This is a genomic window from Limnobacter sp. SAORIC-580, assembly GCF_013004065.1.
GTDB classification, from domain to species: Bacteria; Pseudomonadota; Gammaproteobacteria; order Burkholderiales; family Burkholderiaceae_B; genus Limnobacter; species Limnobacter profundi.
Genome location: NZ_CP053084.1, coordinates 1,078,133 through 1,104,715 on the forward strand (window position 1 = coordinate 1,078,133; position 26,583 = coordinate 1,104,715).

At 52.2% G+C, this 26,583-nt stretch carries 19 protein-coding genes; 7 read left to right on the forward strand and 12 right to left on the reverse strand.

Annotated features, from left to right (window positions below):
* Nucleotides 1-79: 79 nt before the first annotated feature.
* The 3 genes from HKT17_RS05115 to HKT17_RS05125 form a co-directional block, all read right to left on the reverse strand.
* Nucleotides 80-1,708 (reverse strand): methyl-accepting chemotaxis protein, encoded by a 1,629-nt coding sequence (locus HKT17_RS05115; protein WP_171098335.1) that lies wholly within the window; start codon nucleotides 1,706-1,708, stop codon nucleotides 80-82.
* A 109-nt stretch (nucleotides 1,709-1,817) separates the two neighbouring features.
* Entirely contained in the window at nucleotides 1,818-5,144 is a 3,327-nt protein-coding gene (locus HKT17_RS05120; protein WP_171098337.1) for a PAS domain S-box protein, read from the reverse strand.
* Between the two features lie 137 nt (nucleotides 5,145-5,281).
* Nucleotides 5,282-6,184, reverse strand: coding sequence for a LysR family transcriptional regulator (locus tag HKT17_RS05125; protein ID WP_105028643.1), 903 nt, complete (start codon nucleotides 6,182-6,184; stop codon nucleotides 5,282-5,284).
* 103 nt (nucleotides 6,185-6,287) lie between these two features.
* On the opposite strand from HKT17_RS05125, the gene HKT17_RS05130 reads away from it, so the two are divergent.
* Nucleotides 6,288-6,956, forward strand: coding sequence for a haloacid dehalogenase type II (locus tag HKT17_RS05130; protein WP_105028644.1), 669 nt, complete (start codon nucleotides 6,288-6,290; stop codon nucleotides 6,954-6,956).
* Between the two features lie 101 nt (nucleotides 6,957-7,057).
* Nucleotides 7,058-8,926 carry a hypothetical protein gene (locus tag HKT17_RS05135; RefSeq protein WP_171098339.1) on the forward strand — a complete coding sequence of 623 codons (1,869 nt, stop codon included), beginning with the start codon at nucleotides 7,058-7,060 and terminating at the stop codon, nucleotides 8,924-8,926.
* 42 nt (nucleotides 8,927-8,968) lie between these two features.
* Here the strand turns inward: HKT17_RS05135 and HKT17_RS05140 are convergent, their stop codons facing one another.
* The gene (locus HKT17_RS05140; RefSeq protein WP_008251850.1) at nucleotides 8,969-9,178 is read right to left on the reverse strand and encodes a cold-shock protein; all 210 of its coding nucleotides are present in this window, start codon (nucleotides 9,176-9,178) and stop codon (nucleotides 8,969-8,971) included.
* Nucleotides 9,179-9,432: 254 nt separating this feature from the next.
* Here HKT17_RS05140 and HKT17_RS05145 point away from each other — a divergent pair, with 254 nt between their 5' ends.
* A complete protein-coding gene (locus HKT17_RS05145; RefSeq protein ID WP_008251854.1) occupies nucleotides 9,433-10,233 on the forward strand; it encodes a GNAT family N-acetyltransferase in 801 nt (266 codons plus the stop codon).
* A 20-nt stretch (nucleotides 10,234-10,253) separates the two neighbouring features.
* Here HKT17_RS05145 and ppx read toward each other — a convergent pair whose 3' ends face one another.
* Nucleotides 10,254-11,753, reverse strand: a complete 1,500-nt coding sequence (gene ppx / locus HKT17_RS05150; RefSeq protein ID WP_171098340.1) for an exopolyphosphatase — start codon at nucleotides 11,751-11,753, stop codon at nucleotides 10,254-10,256.
* A 144-nt stretch (nucleotides 11,754-11,897) separates the two neighbouring features.
* On the opposite strand from ppx, the gene ppk1 reads away from it, so the two are divergent.
* Entirely contained in the window at nucleotides 11,898-14,036 is a 2,139-nt protein-coding gene (ppk1, locus tag HKT17_RS05155) for a polyphosphate kinase 1 (protein ID WP_240965906.1), read from the forward strand.
* A 77-nt stretch (nucleotides 14,037-14,113) separates the two neighbouring features.
* Nucleotides 14,114-14,782, forward strand: a complete 669-nt coding sequence (locus HKT17_RS05160) for a hypothetical protein (protein WP_171098344.1) — start codon at nucleotides 14,114-14,116, stop codon at nucleotides 14,780-14,782.
* A gap of 27 nt (nucleotides 14,783-14,809) precedes the next feature.
* On the opposite strand, the gene HKT17_RS05165 is transcribed toward HKT17_RS05160, so the two are convergent.
* Entirely contained in the window at nucleotides 14,810-17,104 is a 2,295-nt protein-coding gene (locus tag HKT17_RS05165; protein ID WP_105028649.1) for a RelA/SpoT family protein, read from the reverse strand.
* A 30-nt stretch (nucleotides 17,105-17,134) separates the two neighbouring features.
* Nucleotides 17,135-17,995, reverse strand: a complete 861-nt coding sequence (locus tag HKT17_RS05170) for an alpha/beta fold hydrolase (protein ID WP_171098347.1) — start codon at nucleotides 17,993-17,995, stop codon at nucleotides 17,135-17,137.
* An 84-nt stretch (nucleotides 17,996-18,079) separates the two neighbouring features.
* Between HKT17_RS05170 and HKT17_RS05175 the strand changes: the two genes are divergently transcribed.
* Nucleotides 18,080-18,847: a 3-hydroxybutyrate dehydrogenase gene (locus tag HKT17_RS05175; RefSeq protein ID WP_105028650.1), complete on the forward strand. Its 768-nt coding sequence runs from the start codon at nucleotides 18,080-18,082 to the stop codon at nucleotides 18,845-18,847.
* A gap of 557 nt (nucleotides 18,848-19,404) precedes the next feature.
* On the opposite strand, the gene HKT17_RS05180 is transcribed toward HKT17_RS05175, so the two are convergent.
* From HKT17_RS05180 to HKT17_RS05200, 5 genes are all read right to left on the reverse strand, one after another.
* Nucleotides 19,405-20,208 (reverse strand): transglutaminase family protein, encoded by an 804-nt coding sequence (locus HKT17_RS05180; RefSeq protein WP_171098349.1) that lies wholly within the window; start codon nucleotides 20,206-20,208, stop codon nucleotides 19,405-19,407.
* Entirely contained in the window at nucleotides 20,205-21,164 is a 960-nt protein-coding gene (locus HKT17_RS05185) for an alpha-E domain-containing protein (RefSeq protein WP_105028652.1), read from the reverse strand. Before HKT17_RS05185 ends, HKT17_RS05180 begins: the two co-directional genes overlap by 4 nt.
* Nucleotides 21,165-21,176: 12 nt before the next feature.
* Nucleotides 21,177-22,592 (reverse strand): circularly permuted type 2 ATP-grasp protein, encoded by a 1,416-nt coding sequence (locus HKT17_RS05190; protein ID WP_105028653.1) that lies wholly within the window; start codon nucleotides 22,590-22,592, stop codon nucleotides 21,177-21,179.
* A gap of 99 nt (nucleotides 22,593-22,691) precedes the next feature.
* A complete protein-coding gene (locus tag HKT17_RS05195; RefSeq protein WP_171098351.1) occupies nucleotides 22,692-25,127 on the reverse strand; it encodes a DNA internalization-related competence protein ComEC/Rec2 in 2,436 nt (811 codons plus the stop codon).
* A gap of 90 nt (nucleotides 25,128-25,217) precedes the next feature.
* Nucleotides 25,218-26,003 (reverse strand): TatD family hydrolase, encoded by a 786-nt coding sequence (locus tag HKT17_RS05200; RefSeq protein WP_171098353.1) that lies wholly within the window; start codon nucleotides 26,001-26,003, stop codon nucleotides 25,218-25,220.
* 15 nt (nucleotides 26,004-26,018) lie between these two features.
* On the opposite strand from HKT17_RS05200, the gene HKT17_RS05205 reads away from it, so the two are divergent.
* Nucleotides 26,019-26,576 carry a DUF2062 domain-containing protein gene (locus tag HKT17_RS05205; RefSeq protein ID WP_171098355.1) on the forward strand — a complete coding sequence of 186 codons (558 nt, stop codon included), beginning with the start codon at nucleotides 26,019-26,021 and terminating at the stop codon, nucleotides 26,574-26,576.
* Nucleotides 26,577-26,583: the final 7 nt, after the last annotated feature.

Below are 26,583 nucleotides of genomic sequence, written 5' to 3' on the forward strand. Positions count from 1 at the left end.
TAATGATAACAAGTGCGTATGGAACGCACTTGATTCATAGACAAAGACTTTGCCCCAAAGTTGCGTAGAGGAATGCGGCTTATTCTGTTTTGAATACTTTGACCGCATTCATCATCGATTGCGACACGCCAGACAAATGTGCAGCCACCTGTGTATTCTGCTGCGCGGCGGCTGTATTTTCTTCCGTCATCTGTGCAACACGCTCTACGTTGCGGCTGATCTCGATGCTGACATTCGATTGCTCTTTCATGGACACCGCAATCGCTGCAATCGCCTCTGAAACCCGATCCGAGTCAGACTTGATTTTCTGGATGGTTGTATTCACCACATCGGCTTGGTTAATTCCTTCCTGTACCAGTTGTACCGAAGTATCCATGGACTTCACTGCGCCTTGTGTGATGTTTTGAATTTCAAATACCATGCTGGAAATTCGGTCGGTGGATCCCTTGGTTTGTTCAGCCAGTTTGCGTACCTCATCCGCCACCACGGCAAAGCCCCGACCCTGTTCACCTGCCCGGGCAGCTTCGATGGCCGCATTCAATGCCAGCAGATTGGTGCGGTCAGCAATCTCGGTGATCGTGGATACGATTTCCGAAATGTCTGCCGATTGTTTCTCCAGTGTTTGAACCGCTTGCGCACTGGTTTCTACGGCCTGTGCAATTCGCTGAATGCCTGCAACCACCTCACCCAAAGTCACCATGCCATTGTCGGCCGATTCGCGTGCCGCATTGGCGGTGGCTGTTGCGTCGTTTGAATTCTCGGAAATTTGAGAAATACTGACGGTCAATTCTTCAACCGCAGCAGCCATCGACGAAGTGGCGTCGGCTTGTTCCACACCCGCATTGGCCATGGTTGTTGAAGACTCTTGAACTTGTGTTGCGCTGCTGCTGAGCTCAAGTGCCGATTGGCGGATGCCATCAATCAATTTTTTCAGGTTGCCCTGTGCTGTGGCCAAGGCGGCCAGCAATTGGTCTACCTCATCCTTATTTTGGTGTTGGATGGGGCTGTTCAATTCACCATTGGCCAAAGCATTGATGTGTTTGCCTGCAGTGCCCAATTTGTTTTGAAGCAGCTTAACCAGACTGATGGTGGCAAAAACGCCCACCACGAAGCTTGCAATCAAGGCCGCTGCCACTGACCACAAGGCTGTTTGATATGTTGCCTGAGCCGCTTGTGTGCGAGTTTTCAGCAAATTCAGCTCTTCTTGTTCAATCTGCCCAATCAGCTCGCGCATTTTGTCCATGATGGGTTTGCCAGACAAGGCGATGAACCGGTTCATGAACTCGGTCTGGTCGATCTCTTGATTGTTCAGCGATTGGCGCAACTCAATGGTCTTCTCGATTGAAAGATTCAGCCAGTTCGAATACATCTCCCGCAGTTGCTTAAGTCTTTCGGTTTGTGCACGATTGTCTGAAGTGAGTTTGATCGCTGCTGCAAAGTGCGTGTCGATTTCTTTTTTGCCCTCGGTGTAGGGCTCAAGGTAGGTGGGATATCCAGTGACCAGAAACCCGCGTTGCCCGGTTTCAATATTGGTCATGTTTTCCCGAATAAGGCCAACTTCCCGCAGCACTTCGTGGGTGTGCTCGTTGGCCTGAGCCCCATCCATTATTTCTTTGGCGTTAATCAACCCGAGCGCACCTGTCAGCAGGCCCAGGGCAATCACGAGAGCGAAGCCAAATCCCAGTTTGGCACGTATGGTATTGAACATGGCACTTCCTTTGTGGTGGTTTGCTTGTTGTAGTTCAGCAAGTATCACCAATGTTCACAAAGTGAAGTATCTCTAGTTTTGGGGGATTCCCCTTTTGAGTGTTTTGATATTAAAGCGATTTTGTGGATTGTTGCCCTTGAATATCCAGCAGTATCCGAATCAGGGTCTCTTTCTTGAATGGTTTGATGACGTGCTCGCACATGCCCGCATTCAGAATGTCCATTCGATCCTGTTCGCTGGCTGATGCAGTCACAGCAACAATGGGTGGTGCCGCATTGCCCAGTTCTTCAAGAATCCTGGCAGTGGCTTCATAGCCGTCCATTTCCGGCATTTGCAGGTCCATCAACACCATGTCGTACCGTTCAGAAACGCACGCTTGCACGGCCTCCTTGCCGTTTTCCGCCAGGTGTACCTGCGCACCCCATTTTTTCAACATCTCCGAGGCCACCATGCGGTTCAGTTTGTGGTCATCCACCACCAGCACACGCTTGTTCAACATCGGTGGAACTGCTGGTCCAGTGTCAGCGGGTGCTGCCAGCGTTTGCAATTTCAAGGCCTGCTGGTCTTCAGCCCTGATCTTGAATTCCGGCTCAACGCAATTGACCGTGAAATGGAAAGTTGTACCCACACCGGGCGTGCTCTCCACCCAAATTCGACCACCCATCAGTTCTACCAGATTCTTGCAGATCGACAGGCCCAGTCCGGCCCCGCCGTAGCGGCGCGATGAACTGTCATCCACCTGGCTGAAAGGCTTGAACAGCGCTTCACATTGCTCCTTGTTCATGCCTATGCCGCTGTCTTTCACACTGAATTGAAGTTGCTTGCCATCGGCTACGCTTTGTACCTGCAAATGAATACGTCCTTTCTCTGTGAATTTCAGAGCATTGGACAACAGGTTGTTCAGAATTTGTGCCAAGCGAAGGCGATCGCCTTTCAGGCTGACTGGGCAGTTTGCATCTTTGGTGCAGTACAACTGAATCGCTTTTTCTTCTGCACGGTAAGCAAATAAATCGGTGGCCTTGCTAAGGACCTGGTCCAGCAGAAAACGATTGTGGCTCAGTTCCAGCTTATTGGCTTCAACCCTTGAAATATCCAGAATATCGTTCAAAACGTTCAGCAATACATCAGCAGCAGAGCCAATTTTGCTGAGATAGTCGCGTTGTTTGGCCTGCAGGTCGGTGTCTTCCAGCAATTGCAGCAAGCCCATGATCGCATTCATGGGCGTGCGAATTTCATGACTCATATTGGCCAAAAATGCACCTTTGGCCTTGCTTGCTGCTTCAGCTTGTTGGGTGCGCTCGGTCAACACATGGTTAATTCGTTCAAGTTCACGTTGTTGCGCCTTGAAGTCGGTAATGTTGGTTGAAATCGAGAAAAAGCCTTCAACCTTGCCGTACAGTACATCCGGAATCAAATGCACCAACATGTCGGCATAGCCGCCAGAGGGCAGTGGTTTTCTGCGTTCGAAACGCTGCTTTTCGCCTTTCAGTACGCCCAGCACATAGTGGTGGTCATGAATAAACAGTTCTTCACCCAGCACCTTGCGCATGTGTTGCCCACGCATTTTGTCTGCTGGAATGCTCGACCATTTTTCATGGTTGCGGTTGGCAAAATGGCAACGCAAGTCAGTGCTCCAGTACGACACCAATCCCGGTAAGCATTCAGACAGGGTTCGCAGAAAATGTTCCCGCTCAATCAGGGTTGCCTCATTGCGCTTACGTTCAGATATGTCCTGGATTTGGGAAATAAAGTAGATCACCCGGCCTTTGTCATTGCGTACAGCCGACACCGAAAGATGCACCCACACCACATGTCCTTCCTTGTGTATGTAGCGTTTTTCAAGTTGGTAGTTGTGGCGGCGTCCCTTCAGTACATCGCGTACCAGGTGGGTGTGTTGCATGGTGTCTTGCGGGTGGGTAATCGCATCAAAACTAAAGCCCAGCAACTCCTCTTCGCTGTATCCCAGAATTTCTGACAATGCCTTGTTGACTTGCAGGAATTGACCTTTGAAGTCCAGCATTGCCATGCCAATTGCCGCCCATTCAAACGAGGAACGGAATCGGGCTTCTGCCTCGCGCAAGGCATCTTCAAATTGGCGTTGTACAGTCACATCCACATTCACCCCAATCATTCTGAAAGGAATTCCTTTGGCGTTTCTGTGGGTTTTTGCACGGGCTTGTATGTGGCGAATACGCCCGTCACTTGCCCTGCGAATGTTGAAGTTGAATTGAAATGTGTCCTGGTTCTTCGAGGCCTCGAGCAACACGGTGCCCAGTTTATTGACATCCTCTGGAAGCACGTAACTCAGCCACTCTTTGTAGGACACCAGTTCCTGTTCATCTTTTACGCCGTAAATTTTGCGCATGGCGCTGTCCCAGCGAATGAACTTGTCCTGAATGTTATATTCCCAAACTCCAATACCTGCACTCTCGGTGGCCAATTGAAAGCGTTCGTCGTTGAATTGCTGGTCAGCCTTGGCTTTTTCTTTCGCCAAAACCTGTTGAACCTGATAGGTCATGCTGGCCTTCACCATCAGCACTGCCAGTATGCAAAAGGCCAGGTAACCCAGAAAAAGGCTAATGGTTTGTTCTCGCCACTGGGCTTTCATGGGCGCCGCATCGGCCCAGGTGATCAGGTACAGGGGAATGGGCGTATTTAACTGGTCGGAATTTGCCAGTGACAGGCTTGCGAAATAATGGTCTTTGAACAAGCCGTGTTCAATCAAATTGCTTGCCGCCTGCGTTTGGTCTGCCAGCGTCCGGAGGGACTCGAAATAAGGCAATTGTTTGCCCACAATTTTTTTGAACTCAGGTTGCACAAGTAGCACCGTGCCATCTTTAAAGGCAATACCGCTGCGCATGTGTTCGCCCAGTTGAAGCGAGGCCACTTTGCGCTCCAGGTACCGTGCATTGAGTCTGCCTTGAATTACACCCAGCATTTCGCCTTGCGCGTCTTTAACCTGGTAGTTGATCACCAGCACCAACTGGCCGTTGGCATTGAAAGAGTTTGAAAAGGATACGAGCCTTTCGTTGTGCAAAAGTCTTGCATTGGGTGTGAAAGCGGCTTGGGTGTTGATCAGGTCTTGGTCTACCCTGGTTTGTCCCACGATGTTGCCAGCAGAATCACGGGCCACGATGGTCTCCATGGCGGGCAGCGCACTTTTCAGCAATTCAAGGCGCTTGTGAATGTTGTTGCCGTTGTTGATATCAATACTGTCCGCCAGCTGCAGGGTGGCTTCGTCAAATGATCGAACAACTGCACTGAATTCGTCGTGCAGAATGTCGTGAAGCAATCGAAGCTGGGTTTGGGTATTTTGTTCAGCCGAATCATTGATACGGCGCAGGTCAGCAGCAGCCATTGCAAGCAAGGCAAGGCCGAGCACGCAGAGCATGGCTCCGGCGAGAATCCATTGATATCGGATTTTGCTTGTAGTCACCTGATACAACCTGTGGCAAGTGGAAAAAGTAGAGCTGATTGTTCGGGGCATATCACCCCACAGCTATTTTGTTACACCTGCCTGCGCATCAATTTGTGGATTAAAGGGGCCTTTTCGCGGTTTATTGCACTCAAGTTTCAGGTATTCCAGTAAGAGTCAATGCTGTAGCGGTGCTTGAGAAAATCGATCCACAAGCGCACGCGCAAGGGCAGGTGCTTCCTTTGGGGGAACACCGCGTAAATTGCATTGGGTGGCGCAATAAAATCGTCCAGCACGGTTACCAACTTGCCACTGCGCAGGTGTTGTTGTACTTCCCAGCGGCTGCGCCAGGCCAGGCCCGCATCGTTCAAGGCCCAATCGAGAATGGACGAACCGTCATTGCATGCAAGGCTGCCGCTCACCCTGATTGGAGTGGCTTCACCCTGAATGGTAAACAGCCAGCCACTCGGGGCGCCCGAGCTCACCAGGTTCAGGCAGTTGTGATTGGCCAGGTCACTTGGATGCTGCGGCCTGCCGTGCCGTTGAAGGTAGGTGGGCGTGGCAACCACCAGCCGCTGGTTGTCAGCCAGTTTCACACCCACCAGGCTGGAGTCGGGCAGCACCCCAATTCTTACAGCGCAGTCCATGTTTTCATTCAACAAATCAACAACCCGGTCTGACAGATCCAGTGACACGGTTACTTCAGGGTGCTCACGTACAAAGTCATGCACCAGAGGTGCCACATGCTGCCTACCGAACCCGCCAGGTGCAGACACGCGAAGGTGCCCGCTGGCCTTGATGCCGCCCAGGCTGACACTGGCCTCGGCGTTGGACAGGTCGTTCAATATTCGCTGACAGTCCTCGAGAAACGCCGAGCCTTCATAGGTCAGGTTCAAGGTCCGGGTTGTGCGAAGCAAGAGCTTGACCCCCAGTCGCTCTTCCAGCGCATCCAGGCGCCTGCTAATGACGGCTGGTGCCACACCTTCTTCTCTGGCAGCAGCAGAAAGGCTGCCTTTGGTCGCCACCGCAGCAAAGGTCGTGATTTGTTTAAAGTGGTCCATGCTTTTGCTTAAAAAGTAAAAATGTCTTCAATTAATTGGAAGAGTATGGTGGTTTTATTCAATAAACTAAAGACTACTCAATCTGTAGGGCGAGGTGTAAGGAATGGCGACTCCAAAATTGGTTCTTTTTGATGCCTATGGCACCTTGTTCGATGTGTATTCTGTGTCAAGCACTGCCGAGCAGATTTTCCCCGGGCACGGCTCGGCCCTCTCGGTGTTGTGGCGTGATAAACAAATTGAATACACCCGCCTGCGCGCCATGGCGGGGCGCTACAAGCCTTTTTGGGACATCACTATTGATGCCTTGCGTTATGCCTGCGAGGCACTCAAGCTCGATTTGACGGAGGAGCGGCAACGTCGGCTGCTGAATGTGTACTCAAGCCTGGCTGCGTACCCTGAAAACAGGGCAGTGTTGCAGGCATTGAAAAGCCGCGGCATCAAAACTGCGATTCTGTCCAATGGCAATACGGAGATGTTGAATGTGGCCGTGCGTGGTGCCAACTTTCAGGGCTTGCTGGATGCGGTGTTGTCAGTCGATGCACTGCAAACTTTCAAAATTCACAGTGCTGTGTATCAAATGGGTTTGAATCACTTCGGCGCAAAGGCCTCGGAAACCCTGTTTGTTTCCAGCAATTGCTGGGACGCGTGCGGAGCCACCTGGTTTGGTCTTCCAACGCTGTGGGTGAACCGCGCCGGTTTGCCTTTGGAAAGGCTGGACGTGGAACCCATGGCCACCGGTCGTAATTTGAATGATGTTTTATCCCTCGTGTGAGGGAGTGAGAGCTCTGGTTTTTGCCAGCTGACTTGATTCGTGTCACCTTAATAAAAAAACACTGTCAGTCCTTGTCTTGAATTCAAGCAAAGGAAGTTGTAATGGCTGGTTCTCCACCATTGGTTTTAACCCATACACACGCAGTTGCGCCTGTTGAATTAAAATACACGCCCGCGACAGACAATTTCTCTTTGCCAAATTGCCGGGCCCACACCATTCGCAAGGCGAATTACAAATCGCTTGGCAATGGGCAACTGGTTCGCACAGGCTGGCAATCCAGGCTAAGGGCCTGGGTTGAGGGCAACAATGCAGACCAGCGCTACCACCGGGCGGCTTATGAAAGCAGCCAGCGGGTGTCGGCGGCACTTTTCTCGGAACATTACAAATGCGCAGTCGAGGGTAAACCGGAGAATGTCTCAGACAGCCCTTTGGTCAAGGCGCGTTTTTACCGGCAAGACAATTTGCGGTTTAATCCGCAGCTGCGTGATCCACGGTTTGGTTTGTCCAAACAGGATCAACGCGCAGTCAAGCTCTCCAGATGGGCCCATTACGCCAATGGGGTTACCGAACTGGGCGCAGCACCCACCGGGTTGTTGCTCAAGGTCAGCAAAATATTGTTCACGCCAAAGCGCGATGACAAATCATTTACAAGCCAATTGCGTGTTCTTGCGGTATTGCCCGTGGTCGCGGGCATTGTTGCGCTCTTCTCCCGCGGGGTATTCACTGAAGGCATGCACAGGGCCTTCAACAATGTGAAACAGGCTTTGCAAACCGACATGCGCGCGCTGGCTTGCAGCTTCAGTGCCATATCCGCGGTGTCTGCTTTGGTATCGCTGGCCTTGGGGGCAAGCAGTTGCATGGTCGGTTCCAAATCGAAATTGAGCAGTGCGATAACAAACCTGATTCAGTTCAACAAGGACAAGCACCTTCACCGAATTTATCTGTTGCTCAACGACGTGAACAACAAACCCGGTGCGGTTGCTGTGCTTTCAAGGGCTTTGCGGCAAAAAATTGGGCAGAACCATCGCACGGCCGAGGGAACTCCAATTCTTCTGGATCGTTTGTTGAACGATGTTCATGGCAGACAAAATGAAGTGCAAATCAAGCAGGCCATTGAAAAGACGATTGGGTCTTATCTGACAGAATTTAGCCCCTCGGGCAGCACGCAAGGCCGTTTTCTGAATCCCAAGTCTGACAAAGCCGAACTGTTGGCCCGTGAGAATCATTTTCTCGCTTTGACCAATCTGATTGAGCATTCTGCCATTCATGCTGATCCACATGACAATTTCAAGGACATGCGCCATCACATTGAAAGTGGGGCAGAAAGTTTTCGAAAACTTGTTTTGAAGGGGACTGGTAATTTGCTCAACGTGCTTGCTTGTGCACGGAAAGACACACAGGATTCAGGCTCTGTGTTGAAGCACCCAGCGACAGGACTGCGTTACAGCGCAGAGAACATGCTGAACAACGCGCACCAATATGGGCCTTTAACCCGTGGCTTGGCCAGGTTCTCAGAGGGCTTGCGGGTTTTTAACCACGGTGTATTGTTGTCTCTTAACTACCAACTGACTCGCCCAATCGCCAAGCTGGCGGGATACATCACCGAGGCCGCGCTGAAACGGCCCAACTCCCGTGTAACCAGCTTTAGCATTGGCAGGGCAATCGCCAGTTCGATCTGGGCCGCTGTCGATGCGTTCTTGATACTTTCTCTCGCAGCTGGCAATGGAGTGGCTTTCGGCGGGCCCGAGGCAGGAACCAAATTGAAGTTTCCGCTAAACATACCGCTTGGGTCTTTCAGCTTGGGAATTTCCATTATCAGCACGGCTGCACAAATGCTGGTGGTGGCTATACCTGCCGCTATTTTGATGGGTGCTGCAAAAGGCGCTTGCTATATCGAAGGGTGGAATGGCAATGTGGCACGGCCCCTAGAATTGTCTGGAAGCAAGAGAAAAGCCGTGCAGTGGGCATAAAAAAAGCCGCCCTGGGGCGGCTTTTTCACGTAGGCGCGAGTATTACAGCGCTGTTACGTTTTCAGCTTGTGGGCCTTTCTGACCTTGAGTCACAGTGAAAGACACTTTCTGGCCTTCAGCCAAGGTTTTGAAGCCGTTGCCCTGAATGGCGCTGAAGTGTACGAACACGTCAGGACCGTTTTCACGGGAAATGAAGCCAAAGCCTTTGGATTCGTTGAAAAATTTAACTTGACCGGTTACGGTATCAGACATAGCAATATCCTGGATTTCTGAATTGAACAAAATAGCTAAAAAACTGGGTGAAATTCGAGAAACAGAACTATTGCTTAAGCGGTTTGCCTGAATTGAACTGACCTGAAGTAGCGCCAAATTTTTTTTGCTGAAGTCAGTTTAGGCTTTTCCTCAGGCTTGTCAAGCAACATTTTCAGTTCAGTCACCTTTTCTTCATATTTCTTTTATAGCTCTGTCACATGCAGTCCGTACATTTCGTGTCATCGAAATGACAAATGGACCCTTGGATGGAAGCGATCAAGCACGATGTCACCAAGCAAGATGCCTTGAGAAATGCCTTGTACCTAAGCACGCCCGCGCGTGCACAGGCCCCTTCGTTGGAGGTTTGTCTGGCCAAAACAGCTGCTGAGGTGCTGGAAGCCCAAAAACTACGTTTCAATATTTTTTCTGAAGAATATGGTGCAGATCTGGGTAGTAACGGGATTGATCATGATGTGTTTGATGCCTACTGTGATCACCTTCTTGTAAGAAACAGCCAAACCGGCGAGGTGGTGGGTACCTACCGCATTCTCGCGCCAGAAAATGCGGCGCGCTTGAAGTGCTGGTACTCTGAAACCGAGTTTTTCATGAATCGCATTGAACGGCTTCGCAAAACAACGGTGGAAGTGGGCCGCTCCTGCGTACACCCCGATTACCGCAATGGCGCGGCCATCATGTTGTTGTGGAGCGGTATTGCGCAATACATGAAATTGGGCGGTTACAAACACCTGATTGGTTGCGCCAGTGTGAGCCTGCGGGACGGTGGCCACCAGGCTGCCAGCCTGTTCAAGCAGCTTGAGCCGCACCTGGCCGAAGCCAGTTGCCAGGTATTCCCCAAGAACCGCTTGCCAGTGGAACGCTTGCGTTGCGATGTGGAAATTGAACCACCACCCTTGGTGAAGGGTTACTTGCGCCTTGGCGCAGTGGTGTGTGGCGAGCCAGCCTGGGATCCCGATTTCAACACCGCTGATTTCATGATGTTGTTGTCGATTGACCGCATGAGCCCACGTTACGCCAGGCACTTCGGCTTCATCTAGGCGGGTTTGAAGGGCCCGGCCTAGCGTCGGGTCAATAATTCAAGTTGCAGCCCGATTCGTTGCCACTGTTCAACCTCGGTTTCAAGGCTGTATTGCGTCAAGGGGTGGGTGATCAGCCAGTTTTTCGGCACGCTCATTTGAATGCCTTGTTCAAGCAGTTTCACCTTGAGCTCTGGCAAAGCCTCGACTTCCCGGCGGCGCAAAAAAAGCGCGGCAAGGCGCAAGCACATGGGCGCAGCCCAATGTACAGCGGTATTGGCAAGGTCGCTGACCTTGCCCAGTTTCCCGTTGTGGGCCAATACCCAAGTGGATAGCAGCTGTTGTTCCCGTTTTGAAAACCCGGGCATGTCCGCATTGCTGAGAATGTATGCCGCATGTTTGTGGTGGCCGTTGTGACCAATCGACAAGCCAATTTCATGCAACATGGCTGCCCAATGCAGCATGGGCAGTTGTTCTTTCAACTCGGGCAGTTGCTTCATCAGTTGCTTGAACAACAACTCGGCAAGTACTTTGACTTTGCCGGCATGTTTGCTGTCAATTTTGTAGCGGTGAAGAAACTGGGCCACTGTAATTTCGCGCATGTCTTCGTTGTGCTGGCGGCCCAACATGTCATAGAGCAAACCTTGGCGCAGCGCGCCGTCAGTCACATCCATGTGCTCGATTTCAAGTTCTTCAAATACTGCACTCATCACAGCCAGGCCGCCAGGCATCATGGGCAGGCGATCTACTTTCAATCCCTCAAGGGTGATGTTGTCGAGGTGGCCTGCGGCTGAAACATGTTCGCGAATCAAGTGCAAACCCTCGGCAGACATGCCATGTTGCGTAAATCCGTTGGATACACATATTTCAGCCAAAGCCCTTGCTGTGCCTGAAGAACCAATAGCGTGGGTCCAGCCCATGTCCAGCATCTGGCGGCGCAGCACAGCCACTTCCTTGCGGGCTGCCATCACCGCGTTTTTCATGGCGCGGGGGCTGATACTGCCGTCAGCGAAGTACTGTTGTGCCGTGCTGACACAGCCAATGTACAAACTCTCCATGGCCTCGGGTTCATAGTCTTCACCGATGATGAATTCTGTAGAGCCACCACCGATGTCGACCACCAGGCGTTTGCCCTGACCGATTGGCAACTGATGGGCCACGCCGCAGTAAACCAAGCGGGCTTCTTCCACGCCTGAAATGACGTCAATCGGGAAGCCCAAGGCCGCCTCGGCCTTGCCGATAAATTCCACAGCATTGCGAGCCACGCGTACCGCGTTGGTGGCCACCGCGCGTACCTCTCCGGGTTTGAAAGAGCGCAGGCGTTCTCCAAAGCGGCTCAGTGCACCCAGGGCGCGTTCTTGGGATGCATCGTCCAGGTACTTTTGGGCGTTTAGGCCCGCACCCAAGCGGACGGGTTCGCGCAGGGTGTCGATGATGTAAATTTGAGATTGACCGTTGAGTTCTTCTACGCGTGCAACAATCATGCGAAAGCTGCTTGAACCCATGTCTACGGCTGCAATCAACTGGCGTTGCTTGGACATTGTTTGTTCTGTGTTTCAGGTCAGGCGCTAGGATGCCACAAATGCAGCACACTGGCTTTGTTTGTGGTCATTTGACCACTTTCAAATGTTTGTCACAATTTTGAAATAACATTTGAAGAGTTTCACTTATACATGGAGTATTGCTTGAAAGTTGCCGCTGTCTCTGATGTAGCACCGAACAAAGAACTGTATTTAAATCGCGAGTTGGGTGTTTTGGCGTTTAACCGCCGGGTTTTGGCCATGGCAGAAGACCAAAGCGTGCCTTTGCTGGAGCGTTTGAAGTACTTGTGTATTGTGTCCAGTAACATGGATGAATTTTTTGAGATTCGGGTGTCGGGTTTGCAAGAGCAGATTCGTCAAAACCCTGAGTTCATGGACAAGGATGGCCTCAGCGCACTTGAAACCCTGCACAAGGTATCCACTGTCTCGCAAGAAATTGTAGAACAGCAGTACCGTTTGCTCAATGAATCGGTGTTACCAGCCATGCGGGACGAGGGCATTGCCCTGATGACCCTGGCCACCTGGAATGAAGAGCAGGCCCATTGGGCCCGCCAATATTTCAGGCACGAAGTATTGCCGGTGTTGACGCCCATCGGGCTTGACCCAGCTCATCCGTTTCCGCGAGTGCTGAACAAATCCCTGAACTTTGCCGTTGAATTGACGGGTCATGACGCATTCGGGCGCGCATCGAATGTGGCGATTGTGCAGGCACCCAGGGCTTTGCCACGTCTGGTTCGAATGCCATCAAACCTGTCTGGTTACCAGCATGGTTTTGTGATGTTGACCTCAATTTTGCAAGCCTTTATTCCAGAACTGTTCCCGGGCATGGAGGTGCATGGTGTGTATCAGTTCCGTGTCACCCGAAACAGCGACTTGTATGTGGACGAAGAAGAAATCACCAACTTGCGTGTGGCTTTGCAGGGTGAATTGTCGCAACGACACTTTGGGGATGCGGTACGTCTGGAAGTCAGCGATCAAACTTCGCCCGACATGACTGCCCGCTTGTTGAAAGAGTTTGGACTGCCCGAACAGGCCCTCTACAGGGTCAACGGCCCCGTGAATCTTGTTCGGCTGATGCAGTTGCCCGATTGGGTGGATCGTCCCGATTTGAAATTTACGCCATTTGCTCCGGGTCGCCCCGACGCGCTGGTGAAGCAGCCCGATATATTCAAGGCGATTCAAAAAGGTGATGTGCTGTTGCACCACCCCTATCAAAGTTTCAGCCCAGTGCTGGAATTCATCAAAAAAGCAGCGACCGACCCCGATGTGGTCGCGATCAAGCAAACCATTTACCGCACCGGCACTGAATCGGTACTGATGGACAGCCTGTTGGCTGCCGCGCGCAGTGGCAAGGAAGTGACAGTGGTGTTAGAGCTGATGGCCCGTTTCGATGAAGAAGCCAACATCAACTGGGCCTCGAAGCTGGAGCGCGTGGGTGCACACGTTGTGTATGGCGTGGTTGGCCAGAAAACACACGCGAAAATGTTGATGGTGGTTCGCCGTGAAAAAACTGAAACTGGCAAGGTGATGCTGCGCCGTTATGTCCATTTGGGTACAGGCAATTACCACCCAAAAACGGCACGTTTGTACACCGACTTCGGCTTGTTTTCCTGCGATGAATCGCTGGGCCACGACGTGCACGAGGTGTTCAATCACCTGACGGGTTTGGGCCGTGCCCGCAAACTGAACAAAATATGGAATTCACCATTCAACCTGCACAGCAATGTGGTGATTGCAGTGCGCAAAGAAGCCGAACTGGCCAAGGCCGGCAAAAAGAGCAGAATCATGGCACGCATGAATGCCTTGCTGGAGCCGCACTTGATCAATGAACTGTACGCCGCATCACAGGCTGGGGTGAAAATTGATCTGATTGTTCGGGGAGTTTGTGCGCTGCGCCCAGGCGTACCGGGCTTGAGCGACAACATTACCGTGCGTTCAGTGGTTGGCCGTTTGCTGGAGCACAGCCGCGTATTTTACTTCAGCAACGATGGTGAAGAAGAGGTGTACATTTCCAGCGCGGACTGGATGGACCGAAACTTCTTCCGGCGCGTGGAGCTGGCAGTGCCAGTGACCGACAAAAAATTGAAGAAGCGGGTAATTGATGAGGGTTTGAAGGCTTTACTGGCGGACAACATTTTGGCGTGGACCATGGACTCCAACGGCAATTATGTCCGCCGAAAGCCGACAGGCGCACGTCGAATGAATTCACAGAATTATTTGTTGAGTACACTTGCGGCCAGTTTTGTGGAGCAGAGCGAACCTGTTTCAAGCAATCCTGTTTGATTGATTAAATTAAATGGAACTACGTTAAAACAAAACGTTACCGAGGAGTCCTTTTTACCTAGTTAAAGGACATCCAAATGACCGCAGTTTCAAGCGTGAATATATCTTCTCAATCGTCTGTTGACGCCCGTAGTCATACGGCTCAAAGTCGATCGGCTCGTTCTCCGAGTCTGTTGCATTTGGTCAAAGCCGCGGGTGTTTTAGCGCTCGCTTTGTCTGGTGGCGCACAGGCCGCTGGTGTTCGGAGTTTCCCGAATGACCGGCGTTTGCTGCAATCGGCTGACCAGCCAACCGTACCGGAGCCTTACGATTACGACTCGATTTGTAAGTCAGGCATTCTGGATTCCTATGCAGAGGGTTTGAATTATGAGGATTGCATCACACAGGAAAAGGCGTCGATTGATTCAATTGAGAAAACAAAGCCTTTGGCAACACTCAAAAAGTGTTATCAAGTCAGTGGTTACCTCGCGGCGGCATTGATGGGTGTTGGTTTGCTTTCATCCATGACATGCAGCAATGCGGGGACTATAGTCGGCAGTGTTAGCGGTTCACTGGGCATTACGGCATTAATTCCAACTGCCGTTTGCGGCGGTATGTATGCTCATATTGACGGTCGTTTGAAACAATCCAGGGAAGTCGCTGAGAAATGTTGTCGTTTTTTCCCGAAAAAGGCGGACATCAAAGCAATGCAACCAGCACCCGCACCCAAGCAAGGTTTGCCTTCTCCTGAGGGTAATAAGCCCTGATGATTTATCGGATTGGCATTGTGGGTACTAACGCCGCCGTACTTCAAACACCCCGTTGATTTCCAGCAGGTGAGTCAGTGCCCCACGCAACTGCTCACCGCTGCTTACCTCGGCGGTGAATTGCATTTTGGCAATGCCGCGTTGGGTTTCAGTTTGTACGCCAATCACGTTGATTTTGTCTTTTGAAAATACTTCTGTGATGTCGCGCAACAAACCCTGCCTGTCGTTCGCGGTTACTGCAATGTCCACGGGGTAGTGCAAACCCGAGGACTCTCCCCAAGTGGTTTCAATCAGCCGTTCGGGTTGGCGGCGCATCACCTCGGCCAGGTTGGAACAACCCAGCCGGTGAATAGACACACCTTTGCCGCGGGTAACAAAACCAATAATCGGATCGGGTGGGGCAGGGCGGCAGCATCGCGCCAGGTTGGTCATTAGTGTGCTGACACCCACCACCAGCACACCCGATTCCTTGCCTGCGGAGTTACCAGAAGAGCCCGGTTTGCGTTTGTTGAGTATTTCAACCTGTTCTTCCTCGGACAAAGGTCCGGCGGGTTGCAGGTCGGCGCGCAATGCGTTTTCAATGGCGCGGGGCCGTATTTCCTCTCGGGCCAAGGCCACATACAAATCATCGGGTTTTTCGTACCCCAACTTCTGGGCTAGCAGTTCCAGGTTTTGTGCGGTCTGCCCGATGCGTTGCAGTTCACGCTCGGCAATCGCACGGCCGCGTTCAAGTGTTTCCTTGCGTTCTTGCTGGGCGAACCACTGCTTTACCTTTTGACGAGCACGGTGGCTGATCAGGTACTTTTGCGTGGGGTTCAGCCAGTCGCGCGAGGGACCGGTGGCCGCATCGCCGCGAGCACTCACAATTTCAACCGTTTGGCCATTGTCCAGGGGCGTGTTCAGTTGCACCATTTGCCCGTTGACCTTGGCACCGCGGCAACGATGGCCCAATTCGGTGTGCACGTGGTAGGCGAAATCCAGTGGCGTGCTGCCAGTGGGCAATTCAACCACTTTGGCTTGCGGTGTGAATACATACACGCGATCGTTCAGCGCGCTGGTTTTCATTTCCTGCGCCCAGTCGCTGGCTTCACCCATGGTGTCGGTGACGTCTTTTTGCCAGGCCAACAGTTGGCGCAACAAGGCAATGCGCTCTTCAAACTGGCCCTCTGCCCGGCTTTCGCCGGTGTAGCCGTCCTTGCCCGATTCTTTGTAGCGCCAGTGCGCCGCCACACCATATTCAGCAAACTGGTGCATGGCTTCTGTGCGAATTTGCACTTCCAGCGTTTTGCCTGTTTCGTCCTGTACCACGGTGTGCAGGCTTTGGTAGCCATTCGGTTTGGGCTTGCTGATGTAGTCGTCGAATTCTTCAGGTATGGGTGTCCACAAATTGTGAACAATCCCCAATGCGGTGTAGCAGTCATCGACTGTGTCTACAATCACACGGCATGCGCGCACGTCGTACAGCTTGTCGAAGCTAATGCCTTTACCGCGCATCTTGTTCCAGATGCTGTAAATGTGTTTTGGACGCCCGCTGATTTCACAATGAATACCAGCCAGCAACAAATTTTCCTTGATGCTGGCCATGGCCGATTCAATGAATGCTTCACGTTCGACGCGCTTTTCATCCAGCATCTTGGCCACGTTTTTGTACGTGTTGGGTTGCAAGATGCGGAACGACAAATCTTCGAGTTCCCACTTCAACTGCCACAGCCCCAACCGGTTGGCCAGGGGGGCGTAGAGATCGAGGGTTTCCTGCGCATGCGACACCGCATAAGGCCACAGAGGGCCTTTCTCGTTTTTGATGTCCTCGTGGCTGGTGAAGTGCCTCAAGGTTTGGAGCCGGGAACACAAACGGATCATGATGACGCGAATGTCAGTGGACATGGCCAGCAACATTTTGCGCAAGGTTTCAATTTGGTCGGCCCACCGCAGGGTTTCAATGGTGGTGCGCGTGGCGCTGGGCCCTACCATGGATCGCATTTTGAAAAGCTTGCGCAGGCTGGCCAGCATGCGGCCCACCTCATCACCAAACTTTTTCTCCATTTGGCTTTCAAGGTGTTTGTCAAAAAACACCAGTGGCCCCAAGGCACCTGCAATGCGGGTGTTGGCATCGGCACGCAACTCCGCCAACAGGTCGGCCACAGCCAACATGTGTTGAATAGCGGGTTCTTGGGTGTCCAGAATATGGTCAGCCGCGTGAAGCCTTGCGTAATTCAGTGCTTCTTCGACTCGGGCCGCGTCAAATTTGTTCAACAACACCAGGGCTGGCGCAGAAGCGCTGCCTTTTTTCTCGGAGCCCAGTGTTGATGAAACTGAAACCATGTGTATTTGGGTGGATTCGTTAAGACCAGTTTAAAACAAAAAATCGCGAACAATATTAATTTGCTCGTTCTGCATGAAAGTAGGGGCATGACCAACGCCGTGCACCTCGATAACGCGTGGCTTGGGACCACGTTGACTCATTTCCGCCACGGTCTGTTTTGACAGAAGATCAGAATGTTCTCCGCGCACCACCAATGTGTCGGCCTTGATGGCGTCAAATGCAGCCCACAGGGCTGTTTCATGCAGCAAGGTGGTGGATTCTGACAGGTTTTGAAACGCCTGGCCGATCGCTGGGTCATAGTGGGGTTGCCAATGTCCGTTTTTTTCGAGCAGTACCGAGTCGCACAACTCATTCCATTGCGATTCAGTGTGGGGACCAAAAGGTTGCGATATGGTGCGAATGTATTGCCTTGCCTCTTGAAGTGTTTGAAATTCAACGGGTTTCCCCACGTAGTCGCCAATGCGCTGCAGCGCGCTAAAGTTCAGGCTCGGGCCGACATCGTTCAGTATCAGTTTTCGAATGGGATTATTGGGCAAGCTTGTGTAAGCCATGCCGATCAGGCCGCCCATGGAAGTGCCAAACCAATCCAGCGTACCGGCATTCAAGCGGGCGACCAGGGCCACGCAGGCATTTACGTAGGTGGGCACGCCGTACAGGGCAGCATCGGACAGCCAATCGGATGCTCCCCGACCGGGCATGTCGGCAGCAACCACGCGCAGGTCTTTTCCAAGGTCCTGGGCCATTGTTTCAAAATCAGCACTGCTGCGGGTTAGGCCATGAACACACAACAACACATGTGGGTTGTCGGGATCGCCCCATTCGCGGTAGGCTAATTTGTGTAAACCATGTGGACTTAACCATTGAACCGTGTGCAAGCGCGCTGTCAGCATTGTTCAATACCCTCCATTAAATTGTTTTAATCAGTATTTCAGAGTTTCATTATCGAAAGAGGTTCATCCGTGGATTTTAAGAACATGAATGCGTTGGTCACCGGCTCAACCAGTGGTATCGGTTTGGGCATCGCCCAGCGTTTGGCGGCCAAGGGTGTGAATGTGATGTTGAATGGTTTTGGCACACCAGAGCAAATTGAAGCGGCCAAACAAAGCGTTGCAGCGTACGGTGTGAAGGTGGGTTACCACGGTGCCGATTTAACCAAAGTGGCCGAAGTGGAAGACCTGGTAAAAAGCACTGAGCAGTTGTTTGGCCAAGTGGATGTGCTGGTAAACAACGCAGGTATTCAGCATGTGTCCCCGGTTGAAAGTTTTGATCCTGCCAAATGGGATGCGGTAATCGCCATCAATCTAAGTGCGGCATTTCACACCACTCGCTTGGTGTTGCCGGGAATGCAGGCACGCAACTGGGGGCGAATTGTGAATATTGCGTCGGCCCATGGTTTGGTGGCCTCGGCCAACAAGTCGGCCTATGTCGCAGCCAAGCACGGTATCGTGGGGCTGACCAAGGTAGTCGCTTTGGAGAATGCAAAAACAGGCATTACCTGTAACGCGGTGTGCCCAGGCTGGGTACTAACACCCTTGGTGCAGGCACAGGTGGATGCACGTGCGGTGCGGGAAGGTGTCTCTGTTGAAGAAGCGAAAGTAGGTTTGTTGAGTGAAAAACAACCTTCGCAAGAGTTTGTAACGCCAGAGCAGTTGGGTGGTTTGGTGGTGTTTTTGTGTTCCGATGATGCGCAGGAAGTGCGGGGCGTGGCGTGGAACATGGACGGCGGGTGGGTGGCGCAGTAAGCGTCGCGTTTTTTTACCAACTCGGCATGGGTTACCTGTTCCGCACAGAAAACCGCTTGATCCCTTTTTGAATTGATTCTTGCTCACCGAGCTCGGCAAAAGTGCGGGCCGAGTCTCGGTATCGGCATGAAGCCGACCGCCGCGAATCCACTCAAACGGGGCGGTTTTCTTGAAGTGCGCCCCAAGCAATCCCACTGCCGAGTTGGCTCAAACCCGCAGAGTGCGCCCATCTGCAAGTTCAGCTTCAAGTCACCCGGTCAACGCTCTGCCACCACCACGCAACTCGCAGCTGTGTTTAGCGCCCAATCGGCGGAGGTGTTTCGATCGCCTCGCCTTCAAGAAAACCTGCCCGTTTGAATTCACCTGCCACGGTCGGCCTTAGGCCGGCACCGAGACTCGGCTCGCCCTTTTGCCGAGCGAGGTGAGTCAGGGTGAATATCAAAAAGGGAAATACAGGTTTTCTGGCGAGAGATCGGAACCCAAGCCGAGTGGGCGATCAAGAACGACGAGAGATGCGAACCCAAGCCAATCAGTCTATAAAAAAACCAGCGAGTGATCTAGCCAACCCGTTCAATGGTTACTTGCACGTCAAGGGTCTCTTGCCCACCCCCGGTGCGAATGCCACGAATTGGAGAGGCACCTGTGAAGTCTTTGGCCACTGCCAGGCGGCAGTGATTGCCCTGCACCAACGATTTGTGCGTTGCATCCACCCCCAGCCACTGCTGGCGGTTTTCATCGAACACTTCGACCCAGGCGTGGCTGTCGTGCTGCTCCACATTGGGATTGAAAAAGTAGCCGCTCACGTATCGCGCAGGAATGCCGTGTGCACGCAGGCACGCCAGCATCACATGAGAATGGTCCTGGCAAACACCTTGTCCATTTTCAAATGCCTGCATCGCCGAGTCTGCCACAGTGGTACTGCCTTTGGTGTACACAACTCGGTCCGCCACTGCATGCGCCAGGGTGAGTATTCGATGGGCAAACGGAATGTGAGTGTCAGCGACGAAGCTTGCGAATTCGCGCATTTCATCGTTGAATTGCGTAAGCTGCGTGGTAGGTGTGTAGACCAAAGGGTGAAGTGAAAAGGATTGATGTGGGGTGTAGCCATCATCGAGCGAATCAATTTCAACATGGCCATGGGACTGCACAGTCAGCTCCCGGTGTTGCTGGTTCACCGAGAATGTGTGCACTGCATTGCCATGGTGATCGCAGGCGCTGTGGTGTTTGGCTGGTGTTCTTATTTTCCAGTCAAGAATGCGTTGTTTGATGTCCTGTTGCGGGGTAAGGCGCACGTGCTGAATGCTGTACAGCACGGGCCAGGTGTAGCGGTAGGTGGTGTGGTGTTGAATGCGCAGTTTCATGCCTCAAGTGGCACCAGGAAATCTTTGCTGATCCGGTTGCCCAAATCATTGACTCGTTCAAGAAAGTTGGTGAGGTAGGCGTGCAAACCCATTTGCAAAATGTCGTCGATTTGGCTGTACAACAGCTCAGCGCGCAGCTTGCCAGCACGCCGTTCGGTGTTGGCCGAGTAATCGTTCCGAATCATTTCAAGGTTGGCACACACTTCATTCAATGAAGCCAACAGAGAGCGTGGCATGTCGTCGCGCAGGATCAGCAATTCAGCAACGCGGTCGGGCGTGATTACATCCCGGTATACCTTTCGGTAAGTTTCAAAAGCAGACACCGAGCGCAAAATGGCGGCCCAGTGGTAATAATCGGCATGGGGGTCAGCAGTGCTCAAATTGGCCAAGGGGCTAAAAGGCATGCTGTGAAACTTCACATCCAACAATCGTGCGGTGTTGTCTGCACGTTCCAGAAACGTACCCAAGCGAATGAACCGGAATGCATCGTCTTTCAACATGGTGCCAATGGTGACACCACGGGACAAATGACTGCGAAATTTCACCCACTCAAAGAACTCAGAGGGGTCGCGTTCAACCGTGCCGTCAGCCAATACTTTCTTTAGTTCAAGCCATGTGGTGTTGTTGGTTTCCCAAACTTCGGTGGTCAACGCACCACGCACGGCACGTGCATTCTCGCGGGCACCTTGAAGGCAGCAGTAAATGCTGGAGGGGTTGTTGGGGTCTTTTACCATGAAGTCGATCACGGCCTCTGCGCTGACCTCATCGTGTTTTTTTGCAAATGCTTCGGTCAGTTCACAAATCGACAGCATGGCTCGCCAGCCTTGTTCTGCATTCTCAGGATCTTGCGGAAGCAGGGCGGTTTGCACATTCACATCAAGCATGCGGGCGGTGTTCTCGGCGCGTTCAATGTAACGGGCCATCCAGAACAAATGGTCAGCAGTTCTACTCAGCATGGTGTTTGCTCCTTATCGTTCCAGTACCCAGGTGTCTTTGGTGCCGCCGCCCTGGCTGCTATTCACCACAAGCGATCCTTCTCGCAGTGCCACCCGGCTTAGTCCACCAGGGATCAGGCTGACTTTGCTGCCCGACAATACAAACGGCCGAAGATCAATGTGGCGGGGGGCCAAGCCCTGTTCTACAAAAGTTGGGCAGGTTGACAATGCCAGTGTGGGTTGGGCAATGAATTTTGCAGGGTCTGCAATCAGCTTCTGGCGAAAGTCTTCAATTTGCGCCTTGGTAGATGCCGGGCCCACCAACATGCCGTAGCCGCCTGCGCCGTGCACTTCTTTTACAACCAACTCGGGTAGTTTGGCCAATACTTCTTTCAACTGATCTGGTTTTCGGCATTGCCAGGTAGGTACGTTTTGAATAATGGGTTCTTCGCTCAAATAAAAACGAATCATGTCGGGCACATAGGGGTAAATCGATTTGTCGTCGGCCACACCGGTACCAATTGCATTGGCAAGGGTCACATTGCCTGCCCGGTAAACAGAAAGCAGACCGGGCACGCCAAGTTGTGAATCTTCGCGGAATGCCAGTGGGTCAAGAAAATCGTCATCCAGCCTGCGGTAAATAACATCAACACGTTTGGGACCTTGTGTAGTGCGCATGTAAAGCACTTCTTCATCCACAAACATGTCTTTGCCTTCCACCAGTTCAATGCCCATTTGTTGAGCCAGAAATGCATGTTCGAAATAGGCCGAGTTGTACATGCCCGGTGTCAGTAACACCACGGTGGGGTCGCTGCTGTTTTGGGGTGAAACCGAACGCAGGTTTTCAAGCAGATTGTCGGGATAATGTTCAACCGGGGCCACGCGATTGCGTGCAAACAGTTCCGGAAACAGGCGCATCATCATTTTCCGGTTTTCGAGCATGTAGCTAACGCCTGACGGTACGCGCAGGTTGTCCTCGAGTACGTAAAACTCACCCTCACCGGCACGCACTACATCAACGCCCGCAATGTGGGCGTAGATGTCGCCTGCCACTTTCACACCCTGCATTTCCGGGCGGTATTGTTCGTTGTTGAAAATCTGTTCAGGCGGAATAAGCCCCGTGCCCAGTATTTTTTGTTCGTTGTAGATGTCTTTCAAAAACATGTTCAAGGCTTGAACACGCTGGCGCAAGCCTGCTTCAAGTGTTTTCCATTCAGACGCTTTAATTACCCGCGGCACAATATCGAATGGAATTAACCTTTCGGTACCAGATTCTTCGCCGTACACGGCAAAGGTAATTCCGACCCTTCTGAAAATAAGGTCGGCTTCCGCACGCTTGTTCTGCAATTTTTCAGAGGATTGCATCTCAAGCCAACGCGAAAAGTCCTGATAATGCGGGCGAACTTCACCGCTTGGCGTGTACATTTCGTCGAAGGGTGTTGATGACATAAGTTGATTATTCCTGTTCTGTGTAGTCTTGAAGTAACAAGAAGCATGCCAAGCGCATGCAGGCTGATTGTGTCGCGCACAGCCATAAAGTTAACAGTCTTAACGACCTTTTGCACCGCTTTCGTGCATGTGCCAGTAACGCTGACGTAGCGCGTGTGCATTGTCCACTTCGGGTTGGAAGTCCAGGTGCTTAAACCTCCATTTCATTGCACCATTTTGGGCGGTATTCGACCATTGGACGCCCATGGCTTCGTATCGTTCAATCACGGCCTTGTGCGGGTGACCAAACTGGTTCTCCCAGCCTGCTTGTATCAGTGCATATTCAGGCCGCACGGCTTGAAGAAAGGGCATGGTGGAGGAGGTTTTGGAGCCATGATGCGGCACAATCAGAACACGTGATTTCAAGGCATTTGCACCGTGTTGGGTTAGCAATGCTATTTCTGAAATCGCTTCAATGTCGCCGGTCAGCAGCACACTGTGATTCGCATTGCTGACTTTTAACACGCAACTTTGATTGTTCTTGGCCAATAATTTTTGGTGTGAATGTGCGGGCGTATCAAGCCCGATTGGTGTGAATGTGACGCCATCCCAGGTCCATGGCTTGAGCACGTGGCATTGCGCTGTGTCGCTTTTCAGGGTTTGCGCGAGCAGGTTTAAGCTGTGTTGTTTGTTGATCGAGGACGCGAACTGTACGGGCGGTGCCTTTTGTAGCAGCAGGGGCGCGCCGCCTGAATGGTCTGCATCATCATGCGACAGCATGAACATATCGGCCCGCCGATAACCATGCGCTGCCATCCAGGGCAGCACTACACGCCGGGCCGAATCAGCGCGCGCGTTGAACGCAGGGCCTGCATCGTAAATCAGCAGATGGTTTTGGGTTTGAATGCTGATGGCCGTACCTTGACCGACGTCCATCAAGGTCATCCAGAAATCATGGTGTTCGGGCCTTGGCGGTGGAAGTAGAAGCAGGGCAATCAGCGTGATTCCTGTCCACCTTGGAATCAGCCCCGCCGGCAGAATCAAAATCAAGCAACCCAAGCCCACCAAGCCATTGACCCACCATGGCTGGTTGTGTATCGGCAAAGTGGCCCAACTCAATTCATTGAAGAACACAAGCCACTCGCGTTGCAGCGAAAGACTGTTGCCCGCAAGCCAAAGCAACACGGGCTGCTGTGTAAGCCCACCGAGCAGAGCCAGTGGCGTGCTCACGAAACTCATCCATGGAATGGACAGGGCATTGGCCAAGGGGCTGATCAGCGACTGCTGGTTAAACAGCATCGCGCAGGGCAGTACCAATCCGATGGTCACCGTGTATTGGGCTTTCACTGCGTTGGCGATGAATTCATGCTTCGGTTTGATGAAGTGGTAGTGTCCCTGTGTCACGAAAATAAGGACTGCCACGGCACCGAAAGAGAGAATGAAGCCCGTATCCAGCACAGCCCAGTTGTCAAAGGCAAGGGTTAAAAACAAGGCGAGAAAAAAGGTGTCCCAACTGCTTTGCATGCCACCACGTACTTGCCCAACAAACAACGCAAACAACATGAACACCGTGCGTTGGGCTGGCACTCCCCAGCCTGCAACCAGGCCGTACAACACTGCAAACAGCAATCCAAATGCGCTACCTGCCAAAGGGGCCGGTACGCGAAGGCACAACCGGGTTGATCGACGCCAAAGCGCGCCGAAAAGTTTGCCTGCAAGCATGGCGAACAGGGTAATGTGCAAACCGGAAATGGCAACCAAATGTGCAATGCCAGTGGCGCTGAACATTTCCCGATCCTCTGGGCTGATCAGGCCTTGATCACCCACCACCATTGCTAGCACCAAGGCTTGCTCAGGGTGGCTTTGTAAAGCAGTGACGATCGTGCCTGCAATCTGTAGGCGTGCCCGTTCCATCCAGACCAGCGGGTTCAATGTGGTTTGTTCAGGCAGTTGTTCAAGCTTGCTTTTGAATTGAGCTGTGCCCGCAATTCGGTTGGCAAACCAGTGGCGATGAACATCAAAACCTTCCAGTTGCAAAGGCGCCTTGGGCGATTTGATGCGAACGGTTGCCCGAAAATACTCGCCTGGCTGAAGCGCTCGATACGTAGATACCGTTTCGACAAAATTTTGCAAGCGTGCACCTGTGACCAGGCATTGTGTCGCAACCGCATGGTCTCGCGGCGTGTGTTCGATCAACCAGGTTTGTGCGTTGTTGTCGCGAAACGCTTTTTCAAGAAGCCGAAATTCAGATTGAATGGTTTGCTTGTTGCAGGCCAGGGGCACTTGCGCTTGTTGATGTGCGGCGGCCTGAATGCCTGTACAAAGCTGCGCCATCGCAAAACCCAGAATGAACCAGCCTAGTTTTTCAGTGGCTTGTCGACTGACTCCGCCCCGAATACCCAACAACAGGAAAACTGCCGACCAAGCGAATAAAATGACGCTTTTTTCGCCGAAAGTGTCAAAGGCCATGCTCCAAATCCATGGCAGCGTGGCTTGGCCGTGAAACAGCAAAAGGCTAAGCAGGTAGGCTGTGGTGAACAGCGGCAGGGAAGGCACAACTTGAATTTGATGTGGACGCAGTTTTGCAAGCGTGCACCAATGCGCGTACGTTCACCAATGATGAACACGACCGGGTGATGCCTTTGGTTAGCCATGAAGGGCCAGGGCGGGCAAAACCCGCTGCGCGTTCAATTGTGTTTGCCTGGAGAGTACTTCCACGCTTGACTGACGCAGTTCAGCGATTGTTTCTGCAATTCTTGGCAAATGTTCGGGCGCATTGCGTTGTTTGTTGATCCACTCCGGCGCAATGTCTGGCCCATCAGTTTCAAGTACCATGGCGTCTTCTGGCAGTTTGGCGGCCAATCTACGCAACTGTAGTGCCCGAGTAAAGGTACTGGCACCGCCAAATCCAAGACACATGTTCAAGTTCAGAAAATGATCCGCTTGCTGAAAGCTGCCGTTGAATGCGTGGGCAATGCCGCTGCGTGGTTTGTAAATTCGAAGGCCTTTTAAAACGGGGTCTTGCGCTTTGCGAACATGCATCACTACCGGCACATCGAAATCACGGGCCAATTTGAGCTGTGCATGAAAAAATTGAACCTGTTTGTCCCAGTTCAAGCCAGGCACAAAGCCATCGAGTCCTATCTCTCCCAAACCCGCGAATTTTGAGTCGTCGATCGAGGCCTGAATTTTTTGCTTTAAAGTCAGCAGGTCTTCTTCTTTGGCTTTGTCGACAAACATGGGGTGTATACCTAGGCAATACACTGCACCCGGGATGCTGTGAGCCAGGCTTTTTACCTCATCAAAATTGAAAGCGCCCACGGCGGGCAATACAAACCGGGTAACATGCAATTCACGCGCACGTTGAACCACCGCGAGGCGATCGCTGTCGTATTCAGAAGCATCAAGATGAAGGTGCGTGTCGGTCCACATACTTTAAAGTTTGCCATGTTTCGTCGGAAAATTCGCAAGTACCTTCCCACTGTCGACCACTTCGAGCGTTTGCCTTGGGCTCGGCCGTTCAAGCGCTTCCTCGGGCATCCCAATATTTGGGCGTTGAATCGAAAAAGCATTGCGGGCGGGGTGGCTGCGGGTTTGTTCTGTGGGCTAATTCCCGGACCCTTTCAAATTTTTGGCTCTCTCATTTGGGTGTTGGTTGCCAAAGTCAATTTGCCGGTGGCCTTTGCGGTTACCTTGTACACCAACCCGCTCACCATTGTGCCGCTGTATTTGATCGCTGTTGCTTACGGACAGTTTTTATTAGGGGAAATTGGCGAGGCCAATATGCAGCCCTTGCCGCAATGGAACTGGTCAGCGTGGGGTGATTCCACCCACGCGATGGTGGACTGGATGTTGTCTATGGGCCCTTCGCTGGCGGTTGGTTTGCCCGCACTGATGGTGACTTTGTCGATACTCGGATATTTCAGTGTGCGTTTGGCCTGGAACATTGGTGTTCGAATTGCTGTGGTTCGCAGGCGCAGGCGGAATCTCTCCGCCATTCGCTAACCCAGCT

Bases quoted from the DNA above. Each gene is read 5' to 3' on its own strand.
- HKT17_RS05205 (WP_171098355.1), top strand. From the start codon at position 26,019: ATGTTTCGTCGGAAAATTCGCAAGTACCTTCCCACTGTCGACCACTTC.
- HKT17_RS05175 (WP_105028650.1), top strand. From the start codon at position 18,080: ATGAATGCGTTGGTCACCGGCTCAACCAGTGGTATCGGTTTGGGCATC.
- HKT17_RS05200 (WP_171098353.1), bottom strand. From the start codon at position 26,003: ATGTGGACCGACACGCACCTTCATCTTGATGCTTCTGAATACGACAGC.
- ppx (WP_171098340.1), bottom strand. From the start codon at position 11,753: ATGTCCAAGCAACGCCAGTTGATTGCAGCCGTAGACATGGGTTCAAGC.
- HKT17_RS05145 (WP_008251854.1), top strand. From the start codon at position 9,433: ATGGACCCTTGGATGGAAGCGATCAAGCACGATGTCACCAAGCAAGAT.
- HKT17_RS05190 (WP_105028653.1), bottom strand. From the start codon at position 22,592: ATGTCATCAACACCCTTCGACGAAATGTACACGCCAAGCGGTGAAGTT.
- HKT17_RS05180 (WP_171098349.1), bottom strand. From the start codon at position 20,208: ATGAAACTGCGCATTCAACACCACACCACCTACCGCTACACCTGGCCC.
- HKT17_RS05185 (WP_105028652.1), bottom strand. From the start codon at position 21,164: ATGCTGAGTAGAACTGCTGACCATTTGTTCTGGATGGCCCGTTACATT.
- HKT17_RS05135 (WP_171098339.1), top strand. From the start codon at position 7,058: ATGGCTGGTTCTCCACCATTGGTTTTAACCCATACACACGCAGTTGCG.
- HKT17_RS05115 (WP_171098335.1), bottom strand. From the start codon at position 1,708: ATGTTCAATACCATACGTGCCAAACTGGGATTTGGCTTCGCTCTCGTG.
- HKT17_RS05160 (WP_171098344.1), top strand. From the start codon at position 14,114: ATGACCGCAGTTTCAAGCGTGAATATATCTTCTCAATCGTCTGTTGAC.
- HKT17_RS05165 (WP_105028649.1), bottom strand. From the start codon at position 17,104: ATGGTTTCAGTTTCATCAACACTGGGCTCCGAGAAAAAAGGCAGCGCT.
- HKT17_RS05125 (WP_105028643.1), bottom strand. From the start codon at position 6,184: ATGGACCACTTTAAACAAATCACGACCTTTGCTGCGGTGGCGACCAAA.
- HKT17_RS05140 (WP_008251850.1), bottom strand. From the start codon at position 9,178: ATGTCTGATACCGTAACCGGTCAAGTTAAATTTTTCAACGAATCCAAA.
- HKT17_RS05170 (WP_171098347.1), bottom strand. From the start codon at position 17,995: ATGCTGACAGCGCGCTTGCACACGGTTCAATGGTTAAGTCCACATGGT.
- HKT17_RS05130 (WP_105028644.1), top strand. From the start codon at position 6,288: ATGGCGACTCCAAAATTGGTTCTTTTTGATGCCTATGGCACCTTGTTC.